Below are 25,933 nucleotides of genomic sequence, written 5' to 3' on the forward strand. Positions count from 1 at the left end.
GACTCCTCTTGATCGTTCAACGGTTGCGGCCGAGGTGGCGCTCACCGCCGCCGCCACCGCCCAGTCTGCCGCCACCACCGCCGAAGTTGCCACCGCCGCCGCGCTGGACGCCCCCGCCGTTAGCACCGAGACCGCCTCCGGTGCGTTGCTGGCCCCCGCCGTTGGCGCCGAAGCCGCCGCTGCCGGAGCGGTTCGCGGCTGCGTTGCGGCTCGCCTCGCCACGCTGCGTGTCCTGCCGCGCGGTGTTGCCGTCGCCGGCGCCGCGCAACGCGTTATCGCGATTGACGTTCTGCGCGCGGTTCTGCAGATCGGTGTTCGCGGTACCGCCCTGGTGAATCCCCTGCACGCGCTGGCTCGCGCTGCCACTCAGGTTCTGGCCGGTACGGTTCTGCAAGGTCTGCTGCGCCTGGGCACGGGCAGCGTCGTCACGGCCGCGGTAGGCATCGCGCTGCGCGCTCCCGAGGTTGTTGTTGACGTTACGGTTGAGATTCGCGTTGTTGACGTTGCGATTGACGTTGGTATTGCGGTTCCAGTTCGTCGTGCTGCTGTTCACGTTGAGCCGGTTGTTCACATTGATGTTGTTGTACCGGTTCACGTTGATGTTGACGTCATGCGTGTTCCAGTTGAAGCCACCCCACAGCGAATTGGCAACGGCAACGCCGGCGCCGAACGCAAGTCCGGCGGCGAGGCCGCTCGCGATTGCATATCCGGGTGGCGGCGGGACATACACGGGCGGATACGCGGGATAGGGCCATGTACCGTAGACGACGGTCGGGTTATACGTCGGCACGTACACCACTTGCGGATTGGCCGGTACGATCTGAATCGTGCTTTGCTCGACCACGACCTTCTGTTGTGAACTCGTGTTCAGATTGCCGGCGGCTTGCGCCTGTTTGCGCAAGTGTTGCACGGAGTCCATCACGTCGTTCGGCTGGGCCAGAAAGGCGTTGCCGAGTTGCTCGACCCAGTCGGGTTTCGACGCCATTGTCGCGAGGACTTGCGGGAAGGCGACCAGTGACTGCACGCTCGGGTCCCACGGCTCGGACGCGACCGCCTTGACGGCGTCGTCGCCTTGCAGCTTCGAGTGCGCTTTCGACCATGCGGCCGCGGCCTGCACGTCTTGCGGGAACGTAGCGGCCATCAGCACCTGCGCGAGCAGGGCGTCGGGATAGAGCGCGATGGGCGCGGTCAGCGAATCGAGTTGCTGGTTCGATATCTTCGCGGCGCTTTGCGCATACACCGCGCCCGGCGTGGCCAGACCGACGAAGAGTGGTGCGCCCGCAAGTGCGGCGCAAACAAGCAACACACGCGAACGGTGTGTTCCGGATCGTTTCACGATGAAATCCTCCCGGCTGCGTTAGACGCGCGAGGTCAATGCGCAGCGCATGCTGCGTTGCTTCGGCGCGATGGAATGGAGAAGGAAGCGAGTAAAGGCAGGCTCAATTTCGTTTGAGCCGTTCGATAAGACAGAGACCTCAGCAACCCGGCCGAACCGCCTTAACTGCTTTGCATCGCATGGCGGCACCGCACGCGACAACCGCAGCACACTTGTCCTGCGGTCATCGGGCATCAACGATCCCTGCTGAGGAGGTCTGCGTAAATTAAGGGGCGCAGCGAAGCTTGTCAATCTTGTCAGAGGAAAGAAGTTATTGCCATGCGGCGTAAGCGCATGCTGAGTAATGCGTAATGACTAACGGATGTCGATACCGATACCGATACCGATACCGATGCCGATGCCGATGCCGATGCCGATGCCGATGCAGATGCAGATGCAGATGTCGATGCGCACGCGCCGAGCCAAGCCGTGCGTCGTTGTCGCGAAGAGGGGAAGGGGAAGGGGGAGGGGGAGGATGGAACAGACCGGACTTTTCGACAGTCCGGCCGTTGAAACGCAGTCGCGACCCGCGGAGTGTGCCGCGGTCGTTATGTTTATTGCGCCGGTTGCGGCTTGTTCGACAGCGCCAGTCGCAGAAGATCGGCGACCGTGTTGACGTTGAGCTTTTCCATGATGTTCGCGCGGTGCGCTTCCACCGTCTTGATGCTGATGCCGAGGTCGTCGGCGATCTGCTTGTTCAGGCGGCCGGCGATGATGCGTTCGAGCACCTGGTGCTCACGCGCGGTCAGTTTGCCCAGACGTTCGGCGGCGGCGCGCTGTTGCTGCACGCTGGTGCTTTCGCTGCGCGCCTTGTCGAGCATGCGCTCGACCAGCTTGCGCAGCTCGGCTTCGTCGAACGGCTTTTCGATGAAGTCCATGGCGCCTTTTTTCATCGTCGACACGGCCATCGGCACATCGCCGTGGCCCGTCACGAAGATGATCGGCAGCGACGCGTTGTCGGCGATCAGGCGTTCCTGCAACTCGAGCCCGCTCATGCCGGACATCCGCACATCGAGAATCAGACAAGCGATCTGGCCCGGATGCGTATGCGGCTGCCATGCGTCGATGAACTGCTCGGCGCTGGAGAAGCATTGCACGCGGTAGCCGTTCGCCTCCAGCAGCCAGCGCAGCGAATCTCGCACGGCCTCGTCGTCGTCGACGACAAAGACAGTTTCCTGTGTGGTGACTGGGCTGTTCATAGCTCTCCCGTAACGGTTTGTGGTGTCGGCGCCTCTGACCCGCCGTTGCTCGGGCCGTCAGGCTCTCCAATAGGCAGACTGCAATGGAACGTGGCGCCTGTGATGTGGCCGTCAGATTCGACGTTGTTGACCACCCACAGACGGCCGCGGTGCGATTCGATAATCGAACGGCAAATGTTCAGCCCCATGCCCATACCATCGGACTTGGTGCTGTAAAACGGTTCAAAGAGACGCTCGGCGGTCGCTTCGTCGACGCCCGGTCCCTGGTCGACGACGCTGATGCAGACAAACCCGCCTTCCAGCCGTACGACCACGCGAATCACGGGGTCGACCGCATTCGGGCGCGCATCGTGCATGGCTTCGACGCCGTTCTTCAGCAGGTTCACCAGCACCTGCTCGATCAGAACCGGGTCGACGTAGATCACCGGCAGGCGCGAGCGCAGATCGGTGACGATGCGAATCTTGCGCTTGCGCGCTTCGAGTTCGGCGAGACCCACGGCGTCGGCGACGATATCGGCCACGCGCGAGGCCTGACGTTTCGGCTCGCTGCGTTTCACGAACTCGCGAATGCGCTTGATGATCATGCCGGCCCGCACCGCCTGTTGGGCGGTTTTCTCGAGCACGGGCAAGAGATTGTCAGGCGTCGTCCGACCGGATTTAACCAGCGCCACGGTTCCTGAGCAATAGTTATTGATCGCGGCGAGCGGCTGGTTCAGTTCGTGCGCGAGCGACGAGGCCATTTCGCCCATCGTCATCAGGCGGCTGGTGAACTGCAGCTTCTCGTCCTGCTGACGTGAGAGTTCCTGAGCCTGCTTGCGGGTGGTGATATCGGTCGCGATCTGCATCTGCGCGAGGTGGCCGTCCACCCATTGGATGTACTGGCGGCGCACTTCGAACCATTTCTGGATGCTTTGCACGTAGATTTCCTGCGCATCGGCAGTGCTTTCGGTCAACGCGGCGGCGGGCAGGCCCGCGTAGGTATCCACCATATCGATCGAATCGGACGACGCCTGTGCGCTATCGAACCCGCCGCCCGCCAATTCCAGATGGCCGTCCGGGCGAATGCCGAACAGGTGACGGTAGTAGCGGTTGGCGAACAGCAGTTCGGCCTCGTCGGCGGCCAGCACGGAGACGGCGGCGTCGAGACTTTCGAGCACGGTCGTGAAGCGTTCGTGCGCGGCGGCGAGCTCTTCGCGCGCGCGTTTCGGCTCGGTGATGTCGGTCATCGACGACATCCAGCCGGTCTGGCGGCCCGAGCTGTCGATCAGCGGCGACACATAGAGCCGCGCATGGAACAGCGAACCGTCCTTGCGGCGTACCCGCAATTCGAAGCCCGACGAGGGCGCCTTGCCGCGCAGCGTCATGTCGAGCTGGCGTTGCATCTCAGGGTAGGCGTCGCGCGGCCAGTAAGCGAACGGCGCGTTCTTGCCGACCAGGTCGCTTTCGTCCCAACCGGTCATGCGGCAAAAGGCCGGATTGACGTGGGTGATGCGGCCGTGCATGTCGAGCACGCGCATACCGATCAACACCGAGTTTTCCATCGCGCGGCGGAAGAAGGCTTCGGCGTACAACGCCTGCTGCGCTTCGAAGCGTTGCCGCGTGTGTTTCCACAAGCTCCACAGACTCCACAGCACGAAGCACGACAGGCCGGCCACCAGCCAGACCAGCGTGTTGTTGGTGAAGTTGGTCATCTGCGGGAACGCGTAGACGCGTACCGAGACACCCTGGCCCGGTGGGTCGAGCGGCAGATCGTAGAACATGTCGCGCGGCAGGCGCGGGCGAGTCGACGTGGTGGTCAACTCGCGGTTGTTCACGTCGATGATTGAGATTTTGTATTTCGCCGACAACTCAGGCGGAATGTCGTGCTTCAGGATCCCTTCTACCGAGAACACGGCAGCAATCGTGCCGAGGAAGTCGCGGTCGCGATAGACCGGCGTCTGCAGCGTGATGTAGCCGTTGCCGAGGTCGTCGTAGATCAGCGGTGAGTACACCTGGCGGCGCGTATTGCGCGCCTCGTTGAAGGCGGCTTTGACGGCTTCGTCCATCTGCGCATCGTTCGGCTTGGCAAGGCGCTGGCCAAACACGGGGAGTGCGGTATTGGGCCAGCGCGGCTGCTGCTGGCTCGTGTACCAGTTCATGTAGAGGATCTCGGGATGCCCCTGCATGATGTCCGTGGTGGACACCTGGAATGAATGCGGATCGGCGTGGCCGGCGACGAGATCGCGGGCGAGCGCCTGAATCTGTTCCTGCGCGCCGGTCATGGACAGGCGGATCTGCTGCTGCGCCCACGCGACATTGCGGTAGAGCGTGTCTTCCTGCTGCTGCTGTTCGCGCCGGTTCAGGCTCCACAGAATCAGGCTCATGACGACCAGGAAAACCAGGATCGACAGCAGCGGCGTGAGCAAATAGGAGTTCGACCACCACGGTCCGTGGTGCCAGCGGGAGGACGGCGTCGAATCCGCCGGCGAACCAGCGGTGCGCGCCGATCGAGCGAAAAGCCGTTCGGTCAACATGCGTGGCATTGTAGCGCAGCGAGTCGCTAGCAAATGGCGCAAAAAAGCGCTGAAAGTATCGTTAATCGGCGCAAACTAGCCGACGTATCCGTCGATCGGCAGTCAAATCAGGTTGCGCCGCAACAATTTTCCGCATTATGAGAATCGATCTCGTAATTTGAAAATTTTGTTGCGCAGACGTCGGGACCCCTTTTACAATCGGCCGAAGCTGCCGCGGTCGTGCTTCGTCCGCGTCGTCTGTTCAAAGAGCGTTCCTCTATATCCAGGAGACGAGCATGTCCGCTGTACCCGACGAAGTCATGAAATATGTCGCCGCTGAAAAAGACGACGATCCCCAGGAAACCGGCGAATGGCTGGAAGCGCTGGATGGCGTGATTTCTGCTGTGGGCCCCGATCGCGCTCACTACCTCATCGAGAAACAGATCGAATTCGCCCGTGTACACGGCGAACATCTGCCGTTCTCTGCAAACACCCCCTACATCAATACGATTCCTGTGTCGCGTCAGGCGCCGATTCCCGGCGACCAGGACCTCGAACACCGGATCCGCTCGTACACGCGCTGGAACGCCATCGCCATGGTGCTGCGCGCGGGCAAGGACACGAACGTCGGCGGCCATATCGCTTCGTTCGCGTCGGCCGCCACGCTGTACGACGTTGGCTATAACCATTTCTGGCACGCACCATCGGCCGAACATGGCGGTGACCTCGTGTTCGTGCAGGGCCATTCGTCGCCGGGTGTTTACTCGCGCGCGTTCCTGCTCGGCCGTCTGACCGAAAACCAGCTCGACAACTTCCGTCAGGAAGTGGGCGGCGAGGGCATCTCGTCGTACCCGCACCCGTGGCTGATGCCGGACTTCTGGCAATTCCCGACCGTCTCGATGGGCCTCGGCCCGATCATGGCGATCTATCAGGCGCGCTTCATGAAGTACCTGCAGGCGCGCGGCATTGCGAAGACCGAAGGCCGCAAGGTGTGGGCTTTCCTCGGCGACGGCGAAACGGACGAACCGGAATCGCTCGGCGCAATCGGCATGGCCGGTCGCGAACGCCTCGACAATCTCGTGTTCGTGATCAACTGTAACCTGCAGCGCCTCGACGGTCCGGTGCGCGGTAACGGCAAGATCATCCAGGAACTCGAAAGCGAATTCCGCGGCGCCGGCTGGAATGTCATCAAGGTCGTCTGGGGCAGCCGCTGGGATGCGCTGTTCCAACGCGACAAGTCGGGCGCGCTGATGCGCCGGATGATGGAAGTCGTCGACGGTGAATATCAGACGTACAAGTCGGAGTCGGGCGCGTATGTGCGCGAGCACTTCTTCAACACGCCGGAACTGAAGGCGCTGGTCGCCGAATGGTCCGACGAGGAAATCTGGAATCTGAATCGCGGCGGCCACGATCCGCACAAGATCTACGCAGCGTTCACGGAAGCATCGAACTCGCAGGGCCAGCCGACCGTCATCCTCGCGAAGACGATCAAGGGCTACGGCATGGGCGAAGCCGGCCAGGCGATGAACATCACCCACCAGCAGAAGAAGCTGCACGTCGATCAGCTGAAGAAATTCCGCGACCAGTTCCGTCTGCCGATCCCCGACGAAGACCTCGTCAACGTGCCGTACCTCAAGTTCGAAGAAGGTTCGAAGGAACTCGAGTACATGCGCGCTCGCCGTCAGGACCTCGGCGGCTATCTGCCGGCGCGTCGCCAGAAGGCGGAGTCGCTGCCGGTGCCGGCGCTCGACGTATTCGAGCCGCTGCTCAAGGGCACGGGCGAAGGCCGCGAGATCTCCACGACGATGGCGTTCGTGCGGATCCTGAACATCCTGCTGAAGGACAAGGCGCTCGGCAAGCGCATCGTGCCGATCGTCCCGGACGAGTCGCGTACCTTCGGTATGGAAGGCCTGTTCCGCCAGATCGGTATCTGGAATCAGGAAGGCCAGAAGTACGTGCCGGAAGATTCCGACCAACTGATGTTCTACCGCGAATCGGAATCCGGCCAGATCCTGCAGGAAGGGATCAACGAAGCCGGCGGTATGTGTGACTGGATCGCAGCCGCGACGTCGTACTCGACGCACGGCGAGATCATGATCCCGTTCTACATCTTCTACTCGATGTTCGGCTTCCAGCGTATCGGCGATCTGGCATGGGCGGCGGGCGACATGCGTTCGCGCGGCTTCCTGCTGGGCGGCACCGCTGGCCGCACCACGCTGAACGGCGAAGGTCTGCAACACGAAGACGGTCACTCGCTTTTGTGGGCGGCGTCGGTGCCGAACTGCATCAGCTACGACCCGACGTTCGGCTATGAACTCGCGGTCATCATGCAGGACGGTCTGCGCCGCATGGTCGCCGATCAGGAAGACGTGTACTACTACATCACGGTGATGAACGAGAACTACGAGCACCCGGCGATTCCGCAGAGCGATGCTGTAGCGGCAGACATCATCAAGGGTATGTACTCGTTCAAGAAGGCCGACGCCGACAAGAAGGCGCCGCGCGTTCAGCTGATGGGCGCGGGCACGATCTTCAACGAAGTGATCGCCGCTGCTGATCTTCTGAAGAACGACTGGGGCGTCGCTGCCGACCTCTGGAGCGTGCCGAGCTTCACCGAACTGGCTCGCGAAGGTCACGAAGTGCAGCGCTGGAACCTGCTGCACCCGACCGAAGAGAAGAAGCTCTCGCACGTCGAGAAGCTGTTGAAGGACGCACAAGGTCCGGTCATCGCATCGACCGACTACGTGCGCGCGCTGACCGAGCAGATCCGCGCGTTCGTGCCGCAGAAGTTCGTTGTGCTGGGTACGGATGGCTATGGCCGTTCGGACACGCGTGAAAAGCTGCGTCACTTCTTCGAAGTCGATCGTTACTGGGTCACGGTTGCCGCGCTGAACGCGCTGGCCGACGAAGGCACGATCGAACGCAAGGTCGTCGCCGAGGCGCTCAAGAAGTACAACCTTGATCCCGCCAAACCCAACCCGATGACCGTCTAAGGCATCATTCCCCGTGTGCCACGGCGTGCGCGCCCGTTCCTGATCGACAGGAGCGGGTGGCGTGCGCGGCCCAGGAGACACTAACAATGAGTCAAGCGATCGAAGTCAAAGTGCCGGACATCGGCGATTACAAGGACATTCCTGTGATCGAGGTGCTGGTGAAGGCGGGTGATACCGTCGAGAAAGAGCAATCGCTCGTTACGCTGGAATCCGACAAGGCGACGATGGACGTGCCGAGCTCGGCTGCCGGCGTCGTCAAGGAAGTGAAGGTCAAGGTTGGCGACAACGTGTCGGAAGGCTCGCTGATCGTCGTGCTGGAAGGCGCGGGCGCTGCTGCTGCCGCGCCGGCTCCGGCGCCTGCTGCTGCACCGGCCCCCGCGCCGTCGCCTGCGCCCGCTGCTGCGCCGGCGCCTGCTGCCGCCGGTGGTGGTCTGCAAGAAGTCAAAGTGCCGGATATCGGCGACTACAAAGACATTCCCGTGATCGAAGTCGCGGTGAAGGTCGGCGATCGCGTCGAGAAAGAGCAGTCGCTGGTCACGCTCGAATCCGACAAGGCGACGATGGACGTGCCGAGCTCGGCCGCCGGCGTCGTCAAGGAAGTGAAGGTCAAGGTCGGCGATAACGTGTCGGAAGGCTCGGTCATCGTCGTGCTGGAAGCGGATGGCGCTGCTGCACCGGCTGCCGCACCGGCACCGAAGCAGGCTGCGCTCGAGAAGCCGTCGGATGCGCCGGCTGCACCGTCGCCCGCTCCGGCCTCGCCGTCAGCGCTCGCGCAGGCGCCGGTGATTCCGGCCGGCGAGGGTGGTGCGCGGCAGGCGAGCCATGCGTCGCCGTCGGTGCGCAAGTTCGCTCGCGAACTCGGCGTCGATGTGGCGCAAGTGCAGGGCACGGGTCCGAAGGGCCGTATTACGCAAGCGGATGTGACCGGCTTCATCAAGGGCGTGATGACCGGTCAGCGTACCGCGCCGGCAGGCGCTGCCGCACCGGCTGCTGCGGGCGGCGGCGAGTTGAACCTGCTGCCGTGGCCGAAGGTCGACTTCACCAAGTTCGGTCCGGTCGATCCGAAGCCGCTGTCGCGCATCAAGAAGATCTCGGGCGCGAATCTGCATCGCAACTGGGTCATGATTCCGCACGTCACGAACAACGACGAAGCGGACATCACGGATCTCGAAGCGCTGCGCGTGCAGTTGAACAAGGAAAACGAAAAGTCCGGCGTGAAGATCACGATGCTGGCGTTCGTGATCAAGGCGGTCGTTTCCGCTTTGAAGCAGTTCCCGACGTTCAATGCCAGCCTCGACGGCGACAACCTGGTGTTCAAGCAGTACTTCCATATCGGTTTTGCTGCCGATACGCCGAATGGTCTGGTCGTTCCGGTGATTCGCGATGCGGACAAGAAGGGTTTGATCGATATCGCGAAGGAAATGGCCGAGCTGTCGAAGGCCGCGCGTGATGGCAAGCTGAAGCCGGATCAGATGCAGGGTGGTTGCTTCTCGATTTCTTCCCTGGGTGGCATTGGTGGTACTAACTTCACGCCGATTATCAACGCGCCTGAAGTCGCCATTCTCGGGCTGTCGCGTGGCGCGACGAAGCCGGTTTGGGATGGCAAGCAGTTTGTGCCGCGTCTGATTCTGCCGCTGTCGTTGTCGTATGACCATCGGGTGATTGATGGTGCTGCGGCGGCGCGGTTCAATGCGTATCTGGGTGCGATTCTTGCCGATTTTCGGCGTGTAATTCTTTGATCGTGGTTTGAGGTTTTGCTCGCAGCGCGGTTTTGGTGGTTATCCGCGCTTCTCGCTGAACTTGCTTTCTTATTGGTCTATTAGTGTCGCCCCTGTGCGGGGCGGCACCTACTTTTCTTTGCACCCCAAGGGTACTTCCTGCGGGGCGTCTTCCAAAGAAAAGTAGGCAAAAGAAAGGGGCGTCCTTGGGCGGACGGCAAAGGTTGTTTCTGTCCAGCACGCTGCCCGTTTTTGCGCTGTTTTTTAGGCTGCTTTGGAGCGGGTTCTTCCCTCATCACGATCAATAAGAGAAGGGGACACTATGAGTCTCGTCGAAGTAAAAGTGCCGGATATCGGTGACTTCAAGGACGTCGATGTCATCGAAGTCAATATCAAACCGGGCGATGTCATCGAGAACGAACAGGCGCTGATGACGCTCGAGTCCGATAAGGCCTCTATCGAAGTGCCGAGCGATACCGCCGGCACAGTCAAGGAAGTGCGTGTCAAAGCCGGCGACAAAGTCTCGCAAGGCACAGTCATCGCGCTAGTCGAGTCGTCGGCAGATGCGGCGCCCGCTAAGGATGCACCGAAGGCCCCGGCCAAAGAACCTGAGAAAGCGCCGGCTCAAGCGGCGCAAGCCGCTGCTGCACCGAAGGCAGCCGCGCCCGCACCGCAAGCCGGTAGCTTCTCCGGTAACGCGGATATCGAGTGCGACATGCTCGTGCTCGGTTCGGGCCCCGGCGGTTACTCTGCTGCGTTCCGCTCGGCCGACCTCGGCATGAAGACGGTGCTCGTCGAACGTTATTCAACGCTCGGCGGCGTCTGTCTGAATGTCGGTTGTATCCCGTCGAAGGCGTTGCTGCATACCGCGCTCGTCATCGACGAAGCCGAAGCGCTCGGCGCGCACGGCATTACGTTCGGCAAGCCGCAAATCGATCTGGACAAGCTGCGCGACTTCAAGTCGGGCGTCGTCAAGAAGCTCACGGGCGGCCTCGCCGGCATGGCCAAGATGCGCAAGGTCGAAGTCGTGACGGGCACCGGTTCGTTCGTCGATCCGCATCACATGGAAGTGCAGACCGAAGCTGGGAAGAAGGTCGTCAAGTTCAAGCAGGCAATCATTGCCGCAGGCTCGGAAGCGGTGAAGCTGCCGTTCATTCCGGAGGATCCGCGTGTGGTCGATTCGACCGGCGCGCTCGAATTGCGTCAGATTCCGCAACGTATGCTGGTGATCGGCGGCGGCATCATCGGCCTCGAAATGGCGACGGTGTATGCGACGCTCGGTGCGCAAATCGACGTAGTCGAAATGCTCGACGGTCTGATGGCCGGCGCGGATCGCGATCTGGTCAAGGTCTGGGAGAAGTACAACAGCAAGCGTTTTGCCAACGTCATGCTGAAGACCAAAACCACCGCGGCGGAAGCGAAAGACGACGGCATCTACGTGTCGTTCGAAGGCGAAAAGGCCCCGGCCGAAGCGCAACGCTATGACCTCGTGCTGGTCGCCGTCGGCCGCACGCCGAATGGCAAGAAGATCGGCGCGGACAAGGCCGGCGTCGCGGTAACGGATCGCGGCTTCATCGACGTCGACAAGCAGATGCGCACCAACGTGCCGCATATCTTCGCGATCGGCGATATCGTCGGTCAGCCGATGCTTGCGCATAAAGCCGTGCATGAAGCGCACGTCGCCGCCGAAGTCGCACACGGCGAAAAGGCGTACTTCGACGCGCTGCAAATTCCGTCGGTGGCCTACACCGATCCGGAGGTGGCGTGGGCCGGCAAGACGGAAGACCAGCTTAAGGCCGAGGGCATCAAGTACGGCAAAGCGGTGTTCCCGTGGGCCGCTTCGGGCCGCGCAATCGCCAACGGCCGCGACGAAGGTTTCACCAAGTTGCTGTTCGACGAAGAAACGCATCGCGTGATCGGCGGCGGGATCGTCGGTCTGAACGCCGGCGACCTGATCAGCGAAGTCTGTCTCGCGATCGAAATGGGGGCGGATGCAACGGATATCGGTAAGACGATTCACCCGCATCCGACGCTCGGCGAATCGATCGGGATGGCCGCCGAGTTGTACGAAGGCGTCTGCACCGACTTGCCGCCGCAGAAAAAGAAGTAATGCCGCTGGGTTCGCCTGCATGCAGGTGGGCCCGAAGCAGCAGAGGCAAAAAAAACGGCGCGCCCCGCAAAGGGCGCGCCGTTTTTCTTTTGCAGCAAGCAGCGTTTGTCGTGAAGCATCGCATGAAACATGCGCCGTGCATCTCAGGCAGCGGGTAAAAAAATCCCGGCCTTTCGCCGGGCAAACGATACGCTATTCAACGTATCGGAGCGTTCGGCCCGATAAAACCGTGTGAGCGGCAACGGCACGACGCTGTTGCTTGCAGTAACGCCGGCCCCGCCATGAGGCGGGCGAGCGTGATGTGATGCCTGAAACTTAGACTGCCTTCTTTGCCGAGCGCGATGCTTGTGCAGCGGCTTGCGATGCTGCCTTCGATGCGGCCGTTGCGGCTGCATTGAAGTTGCTTTCGGCGATTTCGACAGCTTGCTTGGTCGCCTTGTGAACCGTTTCGTACGTGGTGTTGGCGGCGGTGATAGCCGACTTGATCACGGCGACAGCGGTTTCCGAACCGGCCGGAGCATTCTTCGCAACGTTTTCGACGAGCGACTGGACCTTGCGGTTCTGCTCTTCGAATTGGGCTTCCGCGACGCGGGTGAATTCACCTTGCGTTGCCGAAACGATTTCGTACACGTGACGGCCGTACGACAGCGCTTTTTCAGCCACCGGCTGTGCGAGGCTTGCTTGCAGCGCCAGCAATTCCTGCGCGTCCTTCACCGACAGTGCGCGCTGGGCATTTTCCTGGCTTTCCGCGAGCGTCGATTTCACGACTTGCAGATTCAGCTCCACCAGCTTTTCGACGCCTTCAAATGCTTTGGTCGTCAGGCCGAACAACGTTTCAAAGTTGGCTTTCTGGGCTGCAGCGAATTGCTCAGGGGTCAGCAGAGTCATGGTTTACGCTCCTGGATAGCGGTCTGTCTGTGCGGACCGCATTGGGTTAGTGGCGAGACGCTTTAAGAGTGCCTCCCCGGACCGCGATGTTTTGTGCATCGCAGCAATGGTTCCCATTTTAGGATGGTCACAACGAATGTCAAGTATTTTTTGTGCGTCGCACAATGTTAAGAAATTGCTGATAAAACAATACGTTATGCAGTGTGCATGACATTCGTGTGACGCAAGTCAATTTGTCCGTCGCACTATGCTGGTGCGGGAGGAATCTGCATTTGTTACCGATTTCAGGAGGGTTTCGTCCGCTTGGTGAGGTGCGGCGTCGGGGAGAAATGACCGTTGGCGGTTGACAAAAAATCCGTCAATTGGCGATCCCGATGTAAACCAGAAAGTGTCACGGAACGTTAATGCTCTATGCCGGTCGAATGCGCGTTGGCGGTCTCCAGCAGGCGTTTAACAACCTGCAGCGAGGCCCCGCGACGTTCTGGGGTGCTGGCAAGCATTACATGCCTGCGCTCTGACCGTGTTTCCCCTGATCAAGGTTGTCTCGAAATTGCCGTTATGCTGAAAGAATCACCTCGATTCCGGCGTACGGCGGCAAAGGCGAGGCGAAGCGCGCTGGCGATCGTTTTTTTCGATCGAAGCGTGGCACTTATTGGTGTTTTTGCGATCGGAGCTTACAAGCCGGTTTAAGGAGCGCGTATAAGTGCTTCAAATTGCTAATTTTTCGTTGTTTTACTACACTTGCGGAAACCTCTTGCCGCTCCCTACCGAACACCCATGAAAACCGACATGTTTTCGTCGCTAAAAGTGATCCACGGCGCGGCCCGCAGCACCGCTCTGTCGGTGGCCGCCTCCATGGTCATCGCAGCGGCGTTCGCCGCGCCTGTCAGCACTTTTGCCGCCACGCCCGCCACAACAACGGCAAAAACCTCCAAACACGCGAAAGCAGCCAAGAAACCCGTCGCGGCCACCGCCGACAAAGTGTCGGGCAAGAAGGCCGTCAACGGCGCAGCGGCCAAGACCGTTGCCGCCGCAGATGACGACGCACCGCGCGCGAGCGTCAAACGCAAGCGCGTGACGTACACGTCGAACGGTCGCCACCACTCGGTGGTGCGCCGTGTCGCGTACGAACCGCGTCCGCCTACCGTCGGCCAGGCTTTCGGTCTGCACGAAACGCCGGACGCGCTGATGCTGCGTTCCAGCGTGGCCTACGTGATCGATCAGAACTCCGGCGAATCGCTGTTCGACAAGAATTCGCGCGCCGTGGTGCCCATCGCGTCGATCACCAAGTTGATGACCTCGATGGTGGTGCTCGATTCGAAAGAACCGATGACCGACCAGATCGAAGTCACCGACGAAGACCGCGATTACGAGAAGAACACCGGCTCGCGTCTGTCGGTGGGCTCGGTACTCTCGCGTGAAGACATGCTGCACATCGCACTGATGGCCTCGGAAAACCGCGCGGCCGCAGCGCTGTCGCGTTATTTCCCGGGCGGCCGTCCGGCGTTCCTCGCGGCAATGAACGCGAAGGCCAAACAACTTGGCATGACCGACACGCACTTTGAAAACCCCACGGGTTTGACGAGCCAGAACGTGTCGAGCGCGCGTGACCTCGTGAAGATGGTCAACGCCGCGTATCAGTATCCGCTGATCCGCAAGTTCTCGACCGATCATAGCTACGAGGTGTACACCGGCAAGCGTTCGCTGGCATACAACAGCACGAATGCGTTGGTGCGTAACCCGACGTGGGACATCGGTCTGCAAAAGACTGGTTTCATCAACGAAGCGGGCGAATGCCTCGTGATGCAGGCGACCATTCACGGCCGTCCGATGATCATCGTGCTGCTCGATTCGTCGGGTAAGTACTCGCGCTTTGCGGACGCAACGCGTCTGCGCACGTGGCTCGACAACGGCGGCGATCAGTCGCGCATCACCAGTGCGGATGCCGGCGGCCCGGGCACCTGAAGTTGCCTTGGCATGCGCTAGTGGCCGGTTTTCGGACCGGCCAGAAAAAAGCCTCGCAAATGCGAGGCTTTTTTATTGCGCCGGAGGAGGGGTAACCGCCAGCTTAGGCGTGCTGGGGATGCGCATGCTCCTGCGGTGTCTGCGGGCGATAACCAAGCGACTCGGAAATCAGCAGCGCCGTTTGGCTGAGCTGCCCCAGCCACGAGTCCTGCAAGCGATCTGCCGGGGCGGACAGTGACAGGCCCGCAACCAGCTTGCCGGTGTCGTCGTAAATCCCCGCCGCGATGCAGCGCACGCCCAGTTCCAGTTCTTCGTTATCGCGCGCGCAGGCCTGTTGCCGCACGTGCGAAAGCTCGCGTTCGAGCTTGGTCAGATCGGTGATGCTGTTCTGCGTGTGACCGGACAGGCCGGTACGCGTGGCGTAGGCCCGCACGCGGGTCGATTCGTCCGCGGCGAGGAAGAGCTTGCCCACCGAGGTCAGATGCAGCGGCGCGCGTCCACCGATCGCTCGCACCACTTGCATGCCGGAGCGCTCGGAGTAGGCGCGTTCTATATAGACGATCTCGTCACCTTGACGCACCGACAGGTTCACTGTCTGCCCGGTTTGACGGTGCAATTCGCGCATCGGCGTGAGCGCCGCGTCGCGTACCGACAGCCGCGCCTTCACCAGATTGCCCAGTTCGAGCAGACGCATGCCGAGACGGTAAGTGCCGGGATCGGACCGGTCGACCAGCCGGCACATCACCATGTCGTTCAGGATGCGGTGCGCAGTGGACGGGTGCAACTCCGTGCGGATGGCGAGTTCTTTCAGGCTGACCGGGTCGCTATGCGCAGCGAGTGCATCGAGCAAGCGCATCATGCGTTCGATCACCTGGATCGAAGTTTTGGGATCCGGGTTCGTATCGCTCATGGGAGGAATCGGTTGACGCGTCAAACAGCGGAAATTGATTGTATCCCGTATTGTGAAAAGAAGGGAAGCGGTTGGAAGCGCTATTCCAATTTAACGTGGCATTCGTCCTATGCCTTCCAGCCGTTGGTATTGTGCGGTAAACAGCGGATAATCAGGGACGTTTTCCCGAAGGAGGGCTCATGCGAGTCGGATTGTTCGTCACCTGCCTGATTGACCTGATGCGTCCGGAGATCGGTTTTTCGGTTATCAAGCTGATCGAAGGCGCCGGTTTCGAGGTGGTGGTACCGCCCGCGCAAACCTGTTGCGGGCAACCCGCGTATAACTCGGGCGAGCGGCGCATCGCGCGCGACCTGGCTGAGAAAACCTTGCGCGAGTTCGAACAGTTCGACTATGTCGTGGTGCCGTCCGGTTCCTGCGGCGGCATGATCCGTGCGCATTACGGCGACCTGTTTGCGGACGACCCGGAGCTGATGAACCGCTTCGGCCGATTGCGGGCCAAGGTGTTCGAGTTGACCGATTTCCTCGTCAATGTGGCCAAGGTGCAGTTGCAGCCGGGCGAGTTCGCGGGCCAGGTGACTTATCACGATTCCTGTTCGGGGTTGCGCGAACTCGGCGTCAAGGCGCAGCCGCGCGCGTTACTGGCGCAAGTGGGCGTGGCGCTGACCGAAATGAAGGATTGCGAGCATTGCTGCGGCTTTGGCGGCACCTTCGCGATCAAGTACGGCGACATCTCGACGGCGATCGTCGAGGAGAAATGCGCGAATATCGGCGCGAGCGGCGCCGGCACGGTGGTGCTCGGCGACCTTGGCTGCATGCTCAATATCGAAGGCCGCTTGCGGCGCACCGGTGATACCACCACGCGTGTGTTGCATATCGCCCAAGTGCTGGCCGGCGACGCTTAAAGTCACCGCTGCGCCTAAACCGGGGCACTCGATCCGGCGTACTCCATTTCGCGCACTTCACTCGCATTTCATTCGAATACGCTCAAGGCCGCCATGCAAGTCCAATCGATGCATTTCAAGGCCCGCGCGGGCCAGAAACTCGCCGACCAGCGTCTGCAACAGAACCTTACCAAGCTGTCGACCAAGTTCGTGTCGGCCCGCGCCGCGGCCATGACCGCGATCGATTTTCCCGCTACCCGCGCCGCGCTCAAGGAACGCCGCAATCGCGCACTGGAAAATCTCGATGTCTGGCTTGAGACATTCGAACGTGAAGCGACCCGGCGCGGCGTGACGGTCCTGTTCGCCGAGACGACGCAGGAGGCCGCGCGCCTCGTCGGCGATATCGCACGCCGGCACGAGGTGAAGAAGGTGATCAAGACGAAGTCGATGGTCACCGAGGAAATGCGCCTGAACGAAGTGCTCGGGCAGATGGGCGTGCAATCGATCGAAACCGATCTGGGCGAATACATTCTGCAGATCAACGACAACGAGCCGCCTAGCCACATCATCGCGCCTGTCGTTCACAAAGATAAGGACGAGATCGCAGACCTCTTCGCGAAAACGCACGACCGGCCGCGTCTGACCGAAATCACCGACATGACCCGCGAAGCACGCGAGATGCTGCGTCCACACTTCATGACCGCGGATATGGGCGTGACCGGCGGCAATTTCGTGGTGGCCGAAACGGGGTCGGTCGTGCTGGTCACGAACGAGGGTAACGAGGGCATGTGCACGGTGATGCCACGCGTGCATGTGGCGGTGACCGGCATCGAGAAAGTGTTGCCTACACTGGAAGATCTGGCGACGGCGATGCGTCTTTTGCCGCGCTCGGCAACCGGCCAGGCGACGTCGAACTATTTTTCCGTGCTGACGGGGCCGCGCGGCGTGGGCGATCAGGACGGCCCCGAGCATATGTATGTGGTGCTGGTCGACGGTGGGCGCACGGGGCTGATCGGCGGCGACTTTCAGGAAATGCTGCGCTGTATCCGTTGCGGCGCTTGCATGAACCACTGCCCGGTGTATCAGAAGGTGGGCGGTCATGCCTACGGCTGGGTTTATCCGGGGCCGATGGGGTCGGTGCTGACGCCGAGCTACGTGGGGATCGACAAAGCGCTGGATCTGCCTCAGGCGGCAACTTTGTGCGGCGAGTGCAACAGCGTATGTCCGGTGGGAATTCCCTTGTCCGATCTGTTGCGCAAGCTGCGTGAGAAGCAGGTCGAGCGGCGCCTGCGGCCGTGGCGCGAGCGGGTGGGGCTCGCGGTGTGGGGTTTCCTCGCGCTGCACCCGGATGCTTATGCGCTTTTTACCAAGCTGGCGGTACGTGTGCTGGAACGAATGGGCGGGCGCAATCGTTCGATTGCCAGGCTGCCGTTGGGCGGCGCAGGCTGGACCGATACGCGCGACATGCCGGCTCCGGTTGGCCGTACGTTCAGAGAGCTGTACGCCGCGCAACGCAGCCATATTGGCTGAGCGAGCGGCACAGTCTAGTTATAGTTTGTGGGGGGCTGGTGGAATGTGGTGCGAACTAGGCTACCAGGCCACCTGTGTTGGCGCTTTATTGTTGGCGCTTCTGAAGCCACGTGCCTGGAGCCAATCGCTTAGGGCAATCCGTTCGCCATACCAGGCGCGCCAAATGCGCCAAATGCGCCAAATGCGAAAAGTGCGAAAAGTGCGAAAAGTGCGAAATGTGCGAAATGTGCGAAATGTGCGAAAAGTGCGGGGAGCCGCGACGCAAGACCGCGCATAAGTCTGCCTAGTCTGCCCCTTCCTTGCCGGATCAATGGTCCGTCATTCCTGGCTGGCGGTTGCTATTGCCTCTGGCCTGCGCATTGCCTCCGCTGCCGCGCCCACCGTTATTGCCCGCTTGCTGTGGCGGAGGGGGCGGCGCGCTGCCTGCCCCCGGTCGTGGCGCATTAGACCCACTCGGTCCTCTCGGCCCGCCAACCGCGCCTTGAGGCGGCGGTCCTCCGTGCGGGCTTCCGCCGTTCGGCTGACCATGCCAGCCGCCGTTATCTCCGCGGTTTCCGTTGTTTCCATAGTTGCCGTTACTCGGCCGTCCCCGATCCGGATAACCCGGATAGCCCCGATAGCCCGGCCCGGGCCCGTAGTAGCGGCCCGGCCCGTCGTAGTAACCGGGGCCCGAGTAATTGCTGTAGCCCATGTAGACGCTGGTTTGCGGCACGACCGGCACGCCGGTGGCATAGCCGTCGTAACCGTCATAGCCGCTATAGCCGCCTGCGTAGCCGTTGCCGACCATCGGCGTGCCGTCCGGATAGACTGCGCAGCCGCCTAGCAATGCAGCAGCGACCGTCAGGCCGACGAGTGGAGCAATACGTTTCATTTCGAGGACCAGTGCGAAGATTTCATGTCTGTAAGACAGCCATTATCGCTAACCGTCGCGCTAGCTTTGTATGTGTTTGTAAGGATTTCTCTTTCATGCCACGACGTACGTCAACGTCGTGGGCGGCAAAACGGTCAATGGACTGTTCCACCCAGCGCAACGCTGTATCTCGCGCCAGTGGGTTTTTCCCGATTGTGAATTCCTATAGGATTTCGACTAGGCATAGTGGGCCACGAGCTCACGAGCCTCTAATCGGAAGAAACGACATCATGAAAAAGATAATATCGGTGTACTGGCCCTTTGCCATCGTTGTGCCACTTGCTGCGGCAGCTTATCTGCACATTTGCGGCGACGCCGCTTTGCGTTCTTCGCAAGCCCCGCTCGCTGCTGATCAGCTGACTGCGGAACTTGCGCGCGCTGTCTCGTACGGCATGGTCGACAACGCTGCGACGTTGCCGGCCAAACCCATGCGCGCCGTGGCGGCAATGCCGCTGGCCGAAGCGTCTTAAGCGCGGCGGGACTGGATAGTGCGTCGGGATTCCATCGCCTCAGCCGCTGCCGAATCGGGAGCGGGTTGGCGCGCCGCGGTGTCCGTGGCCGAACCTGGCCATTGCTGGCATGGCGCGGCGTCCGTGGCCGAACCTGGCCATTGCTCGCATGGCGCGGGTCCGTCGCCGAACCTGTTCCTTGCCGGCGCGACGAGGCATCCCATAGCCGGATCCGGGCCTTGGCAGAAGCGCGCAGCCTCCGGCGCGATTTGGTGCAACTTTGTATAATCGCGGCACCGTTTCCTAACCGTCGATCCGCGGCCGTTTAACGTCCGAAAGCCTCTGATGAAAACCGTATCCATCTGCTTTGTCTGCCTAGGGAACATCTGCCGTTCGCCAACCGCGGAAGGCGTGATGCGCCGTCTGGTCAGCGAGGCGAAGCTTGCGGAGCGCGTTCTGATCGATTCCGCTGGCACGGGCGACTGGCACATCGGGCAGCCGCCTGACGACCGCGCGCAACGTGCGGCCGGCCGGCGAGGTTATGAGCTTGCCGCCTTGCGCGGACGTCAGATCGCGGCAGCCGACTTCGAGCGCTTCGATCTTCTGATCGCGATGGACGACAAAAACGTCGCCGCCCTGCGCCAGGTTTGTCCGGCGGAGCAGCGCGACAAAATCCGCCTGCTGATGGAGTTCGTCCCTGAGGCGGATGGCCGGTGGGACGGCGCCCGAGAAGTCGTCGACCCGTATTTCGGCGGCGCCCAAGGGTTCGAGCAGGTACTGGATCAATGCGAAGCAGCCTGCCGCGGGCTGATTACCGCGTTGCGTCCCCAGTTGGTTGCATAGTTAAGTCCGGCCGGTCGTCTGCGACCCTCGGCTGGCTTATCCTGGAATTAAGCAAATGACCCAAATCGCGATAGGGATACTTGACTAATTCACTCATGTATTTATACTTGACCAAACTTGTCGAGAATTGCGGTTCCCACACCATATGAGACTCACCACGAAAGGCCGTTTCGCCGTCACGGCGATGATTGACCTGGCACTGCGCCAGGAGCAGGGCCCGGTGACGCTTGCGGGTATCAGCCAGCGCCAACATATCTCCCTGTCTTATCTCGAGCAGCTGTTTGGCAAGCTGCGTCGTCACGAAATCGTCGAGTCCGTGCGCGGACCGGGCGGCGGCTACAATCTGGCCCGCCGCGCTGAAGACGTGACCGTCGCCGACATCATCATCGCGGTCGACGAACCGCTCGACGCCACCCAATGCGGCGGCAAGGGCTCGTGCGAGGGCACCAAACAGCACGACGGCCACTGCATGACGCACGAATTGTGGTCGACGCTGAACCAGAAAATGGTCGAGTACCTGGATTCGGTCTCCCTGAAAGATCTGGTCGATCAGCAGCGTTCGCGCGAAGGTGCGCCGGCGGTGTTGCGTGACCGGCGCAACGAGGCGCCGGCGGTCGAACCCGCCCGCGTCGTGCCGAAAGGGCCTAATTCTGTTTTCAACATGGCCGGTTCCTAGGCGCGGCAATCTGAACGCACCGCAGCCTGATCAGGAACCCAGAAGCCAGAGCAATGACGTCCCCGGAGCAATTGATGAACAACGACACTCTCCACCTGCCCATTTACATGGACTACAGCGCGACGACGCCGATCGATCCGCGCGTGGTGGACAAGATGATTCCGTATCTGCGTGAGCAGTTCGGCAACCCCGCATCGCGCAGTCACTCGTATGGCTGGGATGCGGAACGTGCGGTCGAAGAAGCACGCGAGAACGTCGCGGCGCTGGTGAATGCCGATCCGCGCGAAATCATCTGGACCTCGGGCGCAACAGAGTCGGACAACCTCGCAATCAAGGGTGCCGCGCACTTCTACAAGAGCCGTGGCAAGCACATCATCACGGTGAAGACCGAGCACAAGGCTGTGCTCGACACCTGCCGCGAACTCGAACGCGAAGGCTTCGAAGTCACGTATCTGGATGTGAAGGACGACGGCCTGATCGACCTCGAGAAGTTCAAGGCCGCGATCCGCCCGGACACGATTCTGGTGTCGGTCATGTCGGTGAACAACGAGATCGGCGTGATCCAGGACATCGAGGCGATCGGCGAGATCACCCGTGAAAAAGGCATCATTTTCCACGTCGACGCGGCGCAAGCCACGGGCAAGATTGCGATCGACCTGCAAAAGCTGAAGGTCGACCTGATGTCGTTCTCGGCGCACAAGACGTACGGCCCGAAGGGCATCGGCGCGCTGTACGTGCGCCGCAAGCCGCGTATCCGTATCGAAGCGCAGATGCACGGCGGCGGTCACGAGCGCGGCATGCGTTCGGGCACGCTGGCTACGCACCAGATCGTCGGTATGGGTGAAGCGTTCCGTATCGCACGCGAAGAAATGGCGACGGAAAACGAACGCATCCGCATGCTGCGCGACCGTCTGCTGCGCGGCCTGCAGGACATGGAAGAAACGTATGTGAACGGCGACATGGAAAAGCGTGTGCCGCACAACCTGAACATCAGCTTCAATTTCGTCGAAGGTGAATCGCTGATCATGGCGGTGAAAGATGTGGCGGTGTCGTCGGGCTCGGCGTGTACGTCGGCTTCGCTGGAACCGTCGTACGTGTTGCGCGCACTGGGCCGTAACGACGAACTCGCGCACAGCTCGATCCGTTTTACGGTCGGTCGCTTCACGACGGAGCAGGATGTCGATTACGTGATCAACCTGTTGAAGACCAAAATTTCGAAGCTGCGTGATCTGTCGCCGCTTTGGGAAATGCACCAGGACGGGATCGATATTTCGACGATCAAGTGGGCTGCGCACTGACGCGCCAACGCTTCAACGTCGAAATCGCAACGAATGCAGGTTGAAACGAAACTAGGAGTTAATCATGTCTTATAGCGAAAAGGTTCTGGACCACTACGAAAACCCGCGCAACGTCGGTTCCTTCGCGAAGGACGACGATGCAGTCGGCACCGGCATGGTCGGCGCACCGGCATGCGGCGACGTGATGAAACTGCAGATCCGCGTGGGCGCGGACGGCATCATCGAAGACGCAAAGTTCAAGACGTATGGCTGTGGTTCGGCGATCGCGTCGAGTTCGCTCGTCACCGAATGGGTGAAGGGCAAGACACTCGATCAGGCAATGTCGATCAAGAACACGCAGATCGCCGAAGAACTGGCACTGCCGCCGGTGAAGATCCACTGCTCGATCCTCGCGGAAGACGCGATCAAGGCAGCAGTCGCCGATTACAAGCAACGTCACGGTGAAGCGGTCGTCGAAGGCGACAAGCAACACGCGTAAGCGGCAATCGAGCGTGTGGTTGAGTGCTTGTTTGAGTGCTCATTCAGGTGAGTCGAAGCGGGCAGTGCAAGCAGAAAAGCACGGTCCGGCATGAGCGATATTTGATGCAGGCAGGGTCGCAGCGCGTCAGTAGGCATATGAATGCCGAACCCGCGTGGCGCAATGAGAAACGCTATGGCAATTACGTTGACCGAAAAGGCAGCACAGCACGTCCAGAAGTATCTGACTCGCCGCGGCAAGGGTGTCGGGCTGCGCGTAGGTGTGCGCACCACGGGTTGCTCGGGTTTGGCCTACAAGCTCGAGTACGTGGATGAGCTCGCGCCCGAAGATGAAGTGTTCGACTGCAACGGCGTGAAGATCATTGTCGACCCGAAAAGCCTCGCCTATATCGACGGCACCGAACTCGACTTCGCACGCGAAGGGTTGAACGAAGGCTTCAAGTTCAACAACCCGAACGTGAAGGACGAGTGCGGTTGCGGCGAATCGTTCCGCGTGTAAATCGGCTCATTCCGCGTGCAGCGGATCAAAGGCGGCGCGGGCCGCCTTTTTAGTTTTATTCGCGCATTTGGGACACCGTCGTGCGGCTGACTTTGCCGCTGAACCTCCGCGGCGCTTTCGATCCGCGTTTTTAGCCTGCACTCCGGTGCGCTTTCCTGAACGGACTCCTTTTATCCGATGGCCTCGCTGAACGACAGCCACTTCGACCTGTTCGACCTGCCGGCGCAATTCGCGCTCGACGCAGCGGCACTCGATCACGCCTACCGCACGGTGCAGGCGCAAGTGCATCCGGACCGCTTCGCGGCGGCCGGCGACGCGCAGAAGCGCATCGCGATGCAATGGGCAACGCGCACCAACGAGGCCTATCAGACGCTGCGCGATCCGCTGAAGCGCGCGACGTATCTGCTGCACCTGCGCGGCATCGACGTCGGCGCGCAGAACAACACGGCGATGGAGCCGGCGTTCCTGATGCAGCAGATGGAGTGGCGCGAAGGTATTGAAGACGCGGCCGCGGCGAATAACGTCGACGCGCTCGACGCCTTGCTGACGGAACTGCGCGACGAAGAACGCATGCGCTTTGACAAGCTCTGCGCACTGCTCGACAGCGGCGCGAATCAGCCGGCGGGCGAGGCGGTGCGGCAGTTGATGTTCATCGAGCGGGTGGCGTCGGAAATCGGCACGCAGATCGAGCGGCTCGAGAACTAGCGGTCCGGCGCTCCGGCGTCCCGGCGCTGCGCATGAATATGCAGCCATAGCAGCCGTAGCAATATATCCAGCAACGCGAAAATTCAGGACGGGGCCAAGCGGCTCCGAGAAGATCCAGATGGCCTTACTGCAAATCTCCGAACCCGGCATGGCGCCGGCGCCCCATCAGCGGCGTCTGGCGGTCGGTATCGATCTCGGCACCACCAATTCCCTCGTTGCCGCCGTGCGCAGCGGCGTGCCTGATGTGCTGCCCGACGAAGATGGCTATGCGCTGCTGCCGTCGGTGGTGCGTTACCTGGAAAAGGGCGGCCGCCGTATCGGCCGCACGGCCAAGGCTGAGGCTGCGACCGATCCGCGCAACACCATCGTGTCGGTCAAGCGTTTCATGGGCCGTGGCAAGGCGGAAGTGGAAGGCGCAGAAAACGCGCCCTACGATTTCGTCGACGCACCCGGCATGGTGCAGATCCGTACCGTCGATGGCGTGAAGAGTCCGGTTGAAGTGTCGGCCGAAATTCTCGCGACGCTGCGCCAGCGCGCCGAAGATACGCTCGGCGACGAACTGGTCGGCGCAGTCATTACCGTTCCCGCATATTTCGACGAAGCGCAGCGCCAGGCGACCAAAGACGCCGCGCGTCTGGCTGGCCTGAACGTGCTGCGTCTCTTGAACGAGCCGACTGCGGCCGCGATTGCCTATGGCCTCGATAACGGCTCCGAAGGCCTCTACGCGGTCTACGACCTCGGCGGCGGCACCTTCGATCTGTCGATTCTGAAGCTCACCAAAGGTGTGTTCGAAGTGCTCGCGGCGGGCGGTGATTCCGCGCTCGGCGGCGACGATTTCGACCATGCCCTGTATCGGCACGTGCTGGAGCAGGCAGGCATTGCGCCGCAGACGCTCGCACCGGAAGACGTCCGCCTGCTGCTCGACAGCGTACGTGTGACCAAGGAGGCCTTGTCAGACGCGCCGAATGCGAAGGTGCAAGCCAAGCTCTCGAACGGCACTCAGATCGATCTGACGGTCGACGAGGCCACTTTCGAGGCCATCACTCAGGCGCTGGTTCAACGCACGCTTGGGCCGACGAAAAAAGCGCTGCGCGACGCCAAGGTTGCCACCAAAGATATCAAAGGCGTGGTGCTGGTTGGAGGCGCGACGCGCATGCCGGTGATTCGCCGTGCGGTCGAGTCGTTCTTCGGCCAGCCGCCGCTCATTAATCTGGACCCGGATCAGGTTGTCGCGCTCGGCGCGGCGATCCAGGCCGATCTGCTCGCGGGCAATCGCGGTGCCGACGGCGACGACTGGCTGTTGCTCGACGTGATTCCGCTGTCGCTCGGCGTCGAAACGATGGGCGGTTTGACCGAGAAGATCATCCCGCGTAATTCGACGATTCCGGTCGCCCGTGCGCAGGATTTCACTACCTTCAAGGACGGCCAGACGGCGATGGCGATCCATGTCGTGCAAGGCGAACGCGAGCTCGTCAACGATTGCCGTTCGCTCGCGCGTTTCGAACTGCGCGGCATTCCGCCGATGGCGGCCGGCGCGGCGCGCATTCGCGTCACGTATCAAGTCGACGCGGACGGCTTGTTGTCCGTGTTCGCGCGTGAACAGGGCTCGGGCGTGGAAGCGTCGGTGGTGGTCAAGCCGTCCTACGGTCTCGCCGACGACGACATCGCCAGGATGCTCGAAGAGAGCTTTTCGACCGCCGAAGTCGACATGCGCGCGCGTGCTCTGCGTGAAGCGCAAGTCGAAGCGCGCCGTCTGGTGGAAGCGACCGACGCGGCGCTCGCCGCCGACGCCGAATTGCTCGACGACAGCGAACGCGCCGAACTCGACACGCTGCTCACCGCGTTGCGCAATATCGCGCAAAGCGACGACGCCGATGCGATCGAAGCCGCGACCAAAACGCTCGCCGAAGGGACCGACGAATTCGCCGCCCGCCGCATGAACAAGGGCATTCGCCGCGCGCTGGCCGGCCGTAAGCTCGACGAGATCTGAACGTCTTGCGGTGTGGCCGCGCCAT

General features: G+C 61.4%; 20 protein-coding genes. 14 read left to right on the forward strand and 6 right to left on the reverse strand.

The features are described 5' to 3' along the window. Positions 1–16 precede the first annotated feature (16 nt). The 3 genes from HHL24_RS02935 to fixL all read right to left on the reverse strand — a co-directional run bounded on the left by HHL24_RS02935 (position 17) and on the right by fixL (position 5,087). A complete protein-coding gene (locus HHL24_RS02935) occupies positions 17–1,336 on the reverse strand; it encodes a DUF3300 domain-containing protein (protein ID WP_169483896.1) in 1,320 nt (439 codons plus the stop codon). Positions 1,337–1,929: 593 nt separating this feature from the next. Beyond that, positions 1,930–2,574 carry an oxygen response regulator transcription factor FixJ gene (gene fixJ, locus HHL24_RS02940; protein WP_011488992.1) on the reverse strand — a complete coding sequence of 215 codons (645 nt, stop codon included), beginning with the start codon at positions 2,572–2,574 and terminating at the stop codon, positions 1,930–1,932. Further along, the gene (fixL, locus tag HHL24_RS02945; RefSeq protein ID WP_169483897.1) at positions 2,571–5,087 is read right to left on the reverse strand and encodes an oxygen sensor histidine kinase FixL; all 2,517 of its coding nucleotides are present in this window, start codon (positions 5,085–5,087) and stop codon (positions 2,571–2,573) included. The genes fixJ and fixL overlap by 4 nt, the downstream gene beginning before the upstream one ends. A gap of 275 nt (positions 5,088–5,362) precedes the next feature. Here fixL and aceE point away from each other — a divergent pair, with 275 nt between their 5' ends. The 3 genes from aceE to lpdA all read left to right on the forward strand — a co-directional run bounded on the left by aceE (position 5,363) and on the right by lpdA (position 11,887). Beyond that, positions 5,363–8,059 (forward strand): pyruvate dehydrogenase (acetyl-transferring), homodimeric type, encoded by a 2,697-nt coding sequence (gene aceE / locus HHL24_RS02950; protein ID WP_169483898.1) that lies wholly within the window; start codon positions 5,363–5,365, stop codon positions 8,057–8,059. An 86-nt stretch (positions 8,060–8,145) separates the two neighbouring features. Then, entirely contained in the window at positions 8,146–9,798 is a 1,653-nt protein-coding gene (gene aceF / locus HHL24_RS02955) for a dihydrolipoyllysine-residue acetyltransferase (RefSeq protein ID WP_169483899.1), read from the forward strand. 301 nt (positions 9,799–10,099) lie between these two features. Next, positions 10,100–11,887 (forward strand): dihydrolipoyl dehydrogenase, encoded by a 1,788-nt coding sequence (gene lpdA / locus HHL24_RS02960; protein WP_169483900.1) that lies wholly within the window; start codon positions 10,100–10,102, stop codon positions 11,885–11,887. A 315-nt stretch (positions 11,888–12,202) separates the two neighbouring features. On the opposite strand, the gene HHL24_RS02965 is transcribed toward lpdA, so the two are convergent. After that, positions 12,203–12,775 carry a phasin family protein gene (locus HHL24_RS02965; protein ID WP_028199484.1) on the reverse strand — a complete coding sequence of 191 codons (573 nt, stop codon included), beginning with the start codon at positions 12,773–12,775 and terminating at the stop codon, positions 12,203–12,205. Between the two features lie 777 nt (positions 12,776–13,552). Between HHL24_RS02965 and pbpG the strand changes: the two genes are divergently transcribed. Next, complete coding sequence (pbpG, locus tag HHL24_RS02970; RefSeq protein WP_169483901.1) at positions 13,553–14,740, forward strand: D-alanyl-D-alanine endopeptidase; 1,188 nt, start codon at positions 13,553–13,555, stop codon at positions 14,738–14,740. 103 nt (positions 14,741–14,843) lie between these two features. Here the strand turns inward: pbpG and HHL24_RS02975 are convergent, their stop codons facing one another. Beyond that, positions 14,844–15,650, reverse strand: coding sequence for an IclR family transcriptional regulator (locus tag HHL24_RS02975; protein ID WP_169483902.1), 807 nt, complete (start codon positions 15,648–15,650; stop codon positions 14,844–14,846). A 179-nt stretch (positions 15,651–15,829) separates the two neighbouring features. Between HHL24_RS02975 and HHL24_RS02980 the strand changes: the two genes are divergently transcribed. Together HHL24_RS02980 and HHL24_RS02985 are read left to right on the forward strand one after the other, a co-directional pair. Next, positions 15,830–16,552: a (Fe-S)-binding protein gene (locus tag HHL24_RS02980; protein ID WP_169483903.1), complete on the forward strand. Its 723-nt coding sequence runs from the start codon at positions 15,830–15,832 to the stop codon at positions 16,550–16,552. Positions 16,553–16,645: 93 nt separating this feature from the next. Next, positions 16,646–18,061: a lactate utilization protein B gene (locus tag HHL24_RS02985; protein ID WP_169483904.1), complete on the forward strand. Its 1,416-nt coding sequence runs from the start codon at positions 16,646–16,648 to the stop codon at positions 18,059–18,061. Positions 18,062–18,368: 307 nt separating this feature from the next. Here HHL24_RS02985 and HHL24_RS02990 read toward each other — a convergent pair whose 3' ends face one another. Next, positions 18,369–18,932 carry a hypothetical protein gene (locus tag HHL24_RS02990; RefSeq protein WP_169483905.1) on the reverse strand — a complete coding sequence of 188 codons (564 nt, stop codon included), beginning with the start codon at positions 18,930–18,932 and terminating at the stop codon, positions 18,369–18,371. Positions 18,933–19,201: 269 nt separating this feature from the next. Between HHL24_RS02990 and HHL24_RS02995 the strand changes: the two genes are divergently transcribed. The 8 genes from HHL24_RS02995 (at position 19,202) to hscA (ending at position 25,908) form a co-directional block, all read left to right on the forward strand. After that, positions 19,202–19,441: a hypothetical protein gene (locus tag HHL24_RS02995; protein ID WP_169483906.1), complete on the forward strand. Its 240-nt coding sequence runs from the start codon at positions 19,202–19,204 to the stop codon at positions 19,439–19,441. 324 nt (positions 19,442–19,765) lie between these two features. After that, the gene (locus HHL24_RS03000) at positions 19,766–20,263 is read left to right on the forward strand and encodes a low molecular weight protein-tyrosine-phosphatase (protein ID WP_169483907.1); all 498 of its coding nucleotides are present in this window, start codon (positions 19,766–19,768) and stop codon (positions 20,261–20,263) included. A gap of 145 nt (positions 20,264–20,408) precedes the next feature. Then, the gene (iscR, locus tag HHL24_RS03005; protein WP_028199491.1) at positions 20,409–20,939 is read left to right on the forward strand and encodes a Fe-S cluster assembly transcriptional regulator IscR; all 531 of its coding nucleotides are present in this window, start codon (positions 20,409–20,411) and stop codon (positions 20,937–20,939) included. 74 nt (positions 20,940–21,013) lie between these two features. Then, positions 21,014–22,237 carry an IscS subfamily cysteine desulfurase gene (locus tag HHL24_RS03010; RefSeq protein ID WP_169483908.1) on the forward strand — a complete coding sequence of 408 codons (1,224 nt, stop codon included), beginning with the start codon at positions 21,014–21,016 and terminating at the stop codon, positions 22,235–22,237. A 64-nt stretch (positions 22,238–22,301) separates the two neighbouring features. Continuing rightward, a complete protein-coding gene (iscU, locus tag HHL24_RS03015) occupies positions 22,302–22,715 on the forward strand; it encodes a Fe-S cluster assembly scaffold IscU (RefSeq protein ID WP_169483909.1) in 414 nt (137 codons plus the stop codon). 174 nt (positions 22,716–22,889) lie between these two features. Next, positions 22,890–23,213 (forward strand): iron-sulfur cluster assembly protein IscA, encoded by a 324-nt coding sequence (gene iscA, locus HHL24_RS03020; protein ID WP_028199494.1) that lies wholly within the window; start codon positions 22,890–22,892, stop codon positions 23,211–23,213. 177 nt (positions 23,214–23,390) lie between these two features. Beyond that, positions 23,391–23,918 (forward strand): Fe-S protein assembly co-chaperone HscB, encoded by a 528-nt coding sequence (gene hscB / locus HHL24_RS03025; RefSeq protein ID WP_169483910.1) that lies wholly within the window; start codon positions 23,391–23,393, stop codon positions 23,916–23,918. A gap of 118 nt (positions 23,919–24,036) precedes the next feature. Then, positions 24,037–25,908 (forward strand): Fe-S protein assembly chaperone HscA, encoded by a 1,872-nt coding sequence (gene hscA / locus HHL24_RS03030; RefSeq protein WP_169483911.1) that lies wholly within the window; start codon positions 24,037–24,039, stop codon positions 25,906–25,908. The last annotated feature ends 25 nt before the right edge of the window (positions 25,909–25,933 follow it).

It is taken from the genome of Paraburkholderia polaris (assembly GCF_012927345.1).
In the GTDB taxonomy this organism is placed as follows: domain Bacteria; phylum Pseudomonadota; class Gammaproteobacteria; order Burkholderiales; family Burkholderiaceae; genus Paraburkholderia; species Paraburkholderia polaris.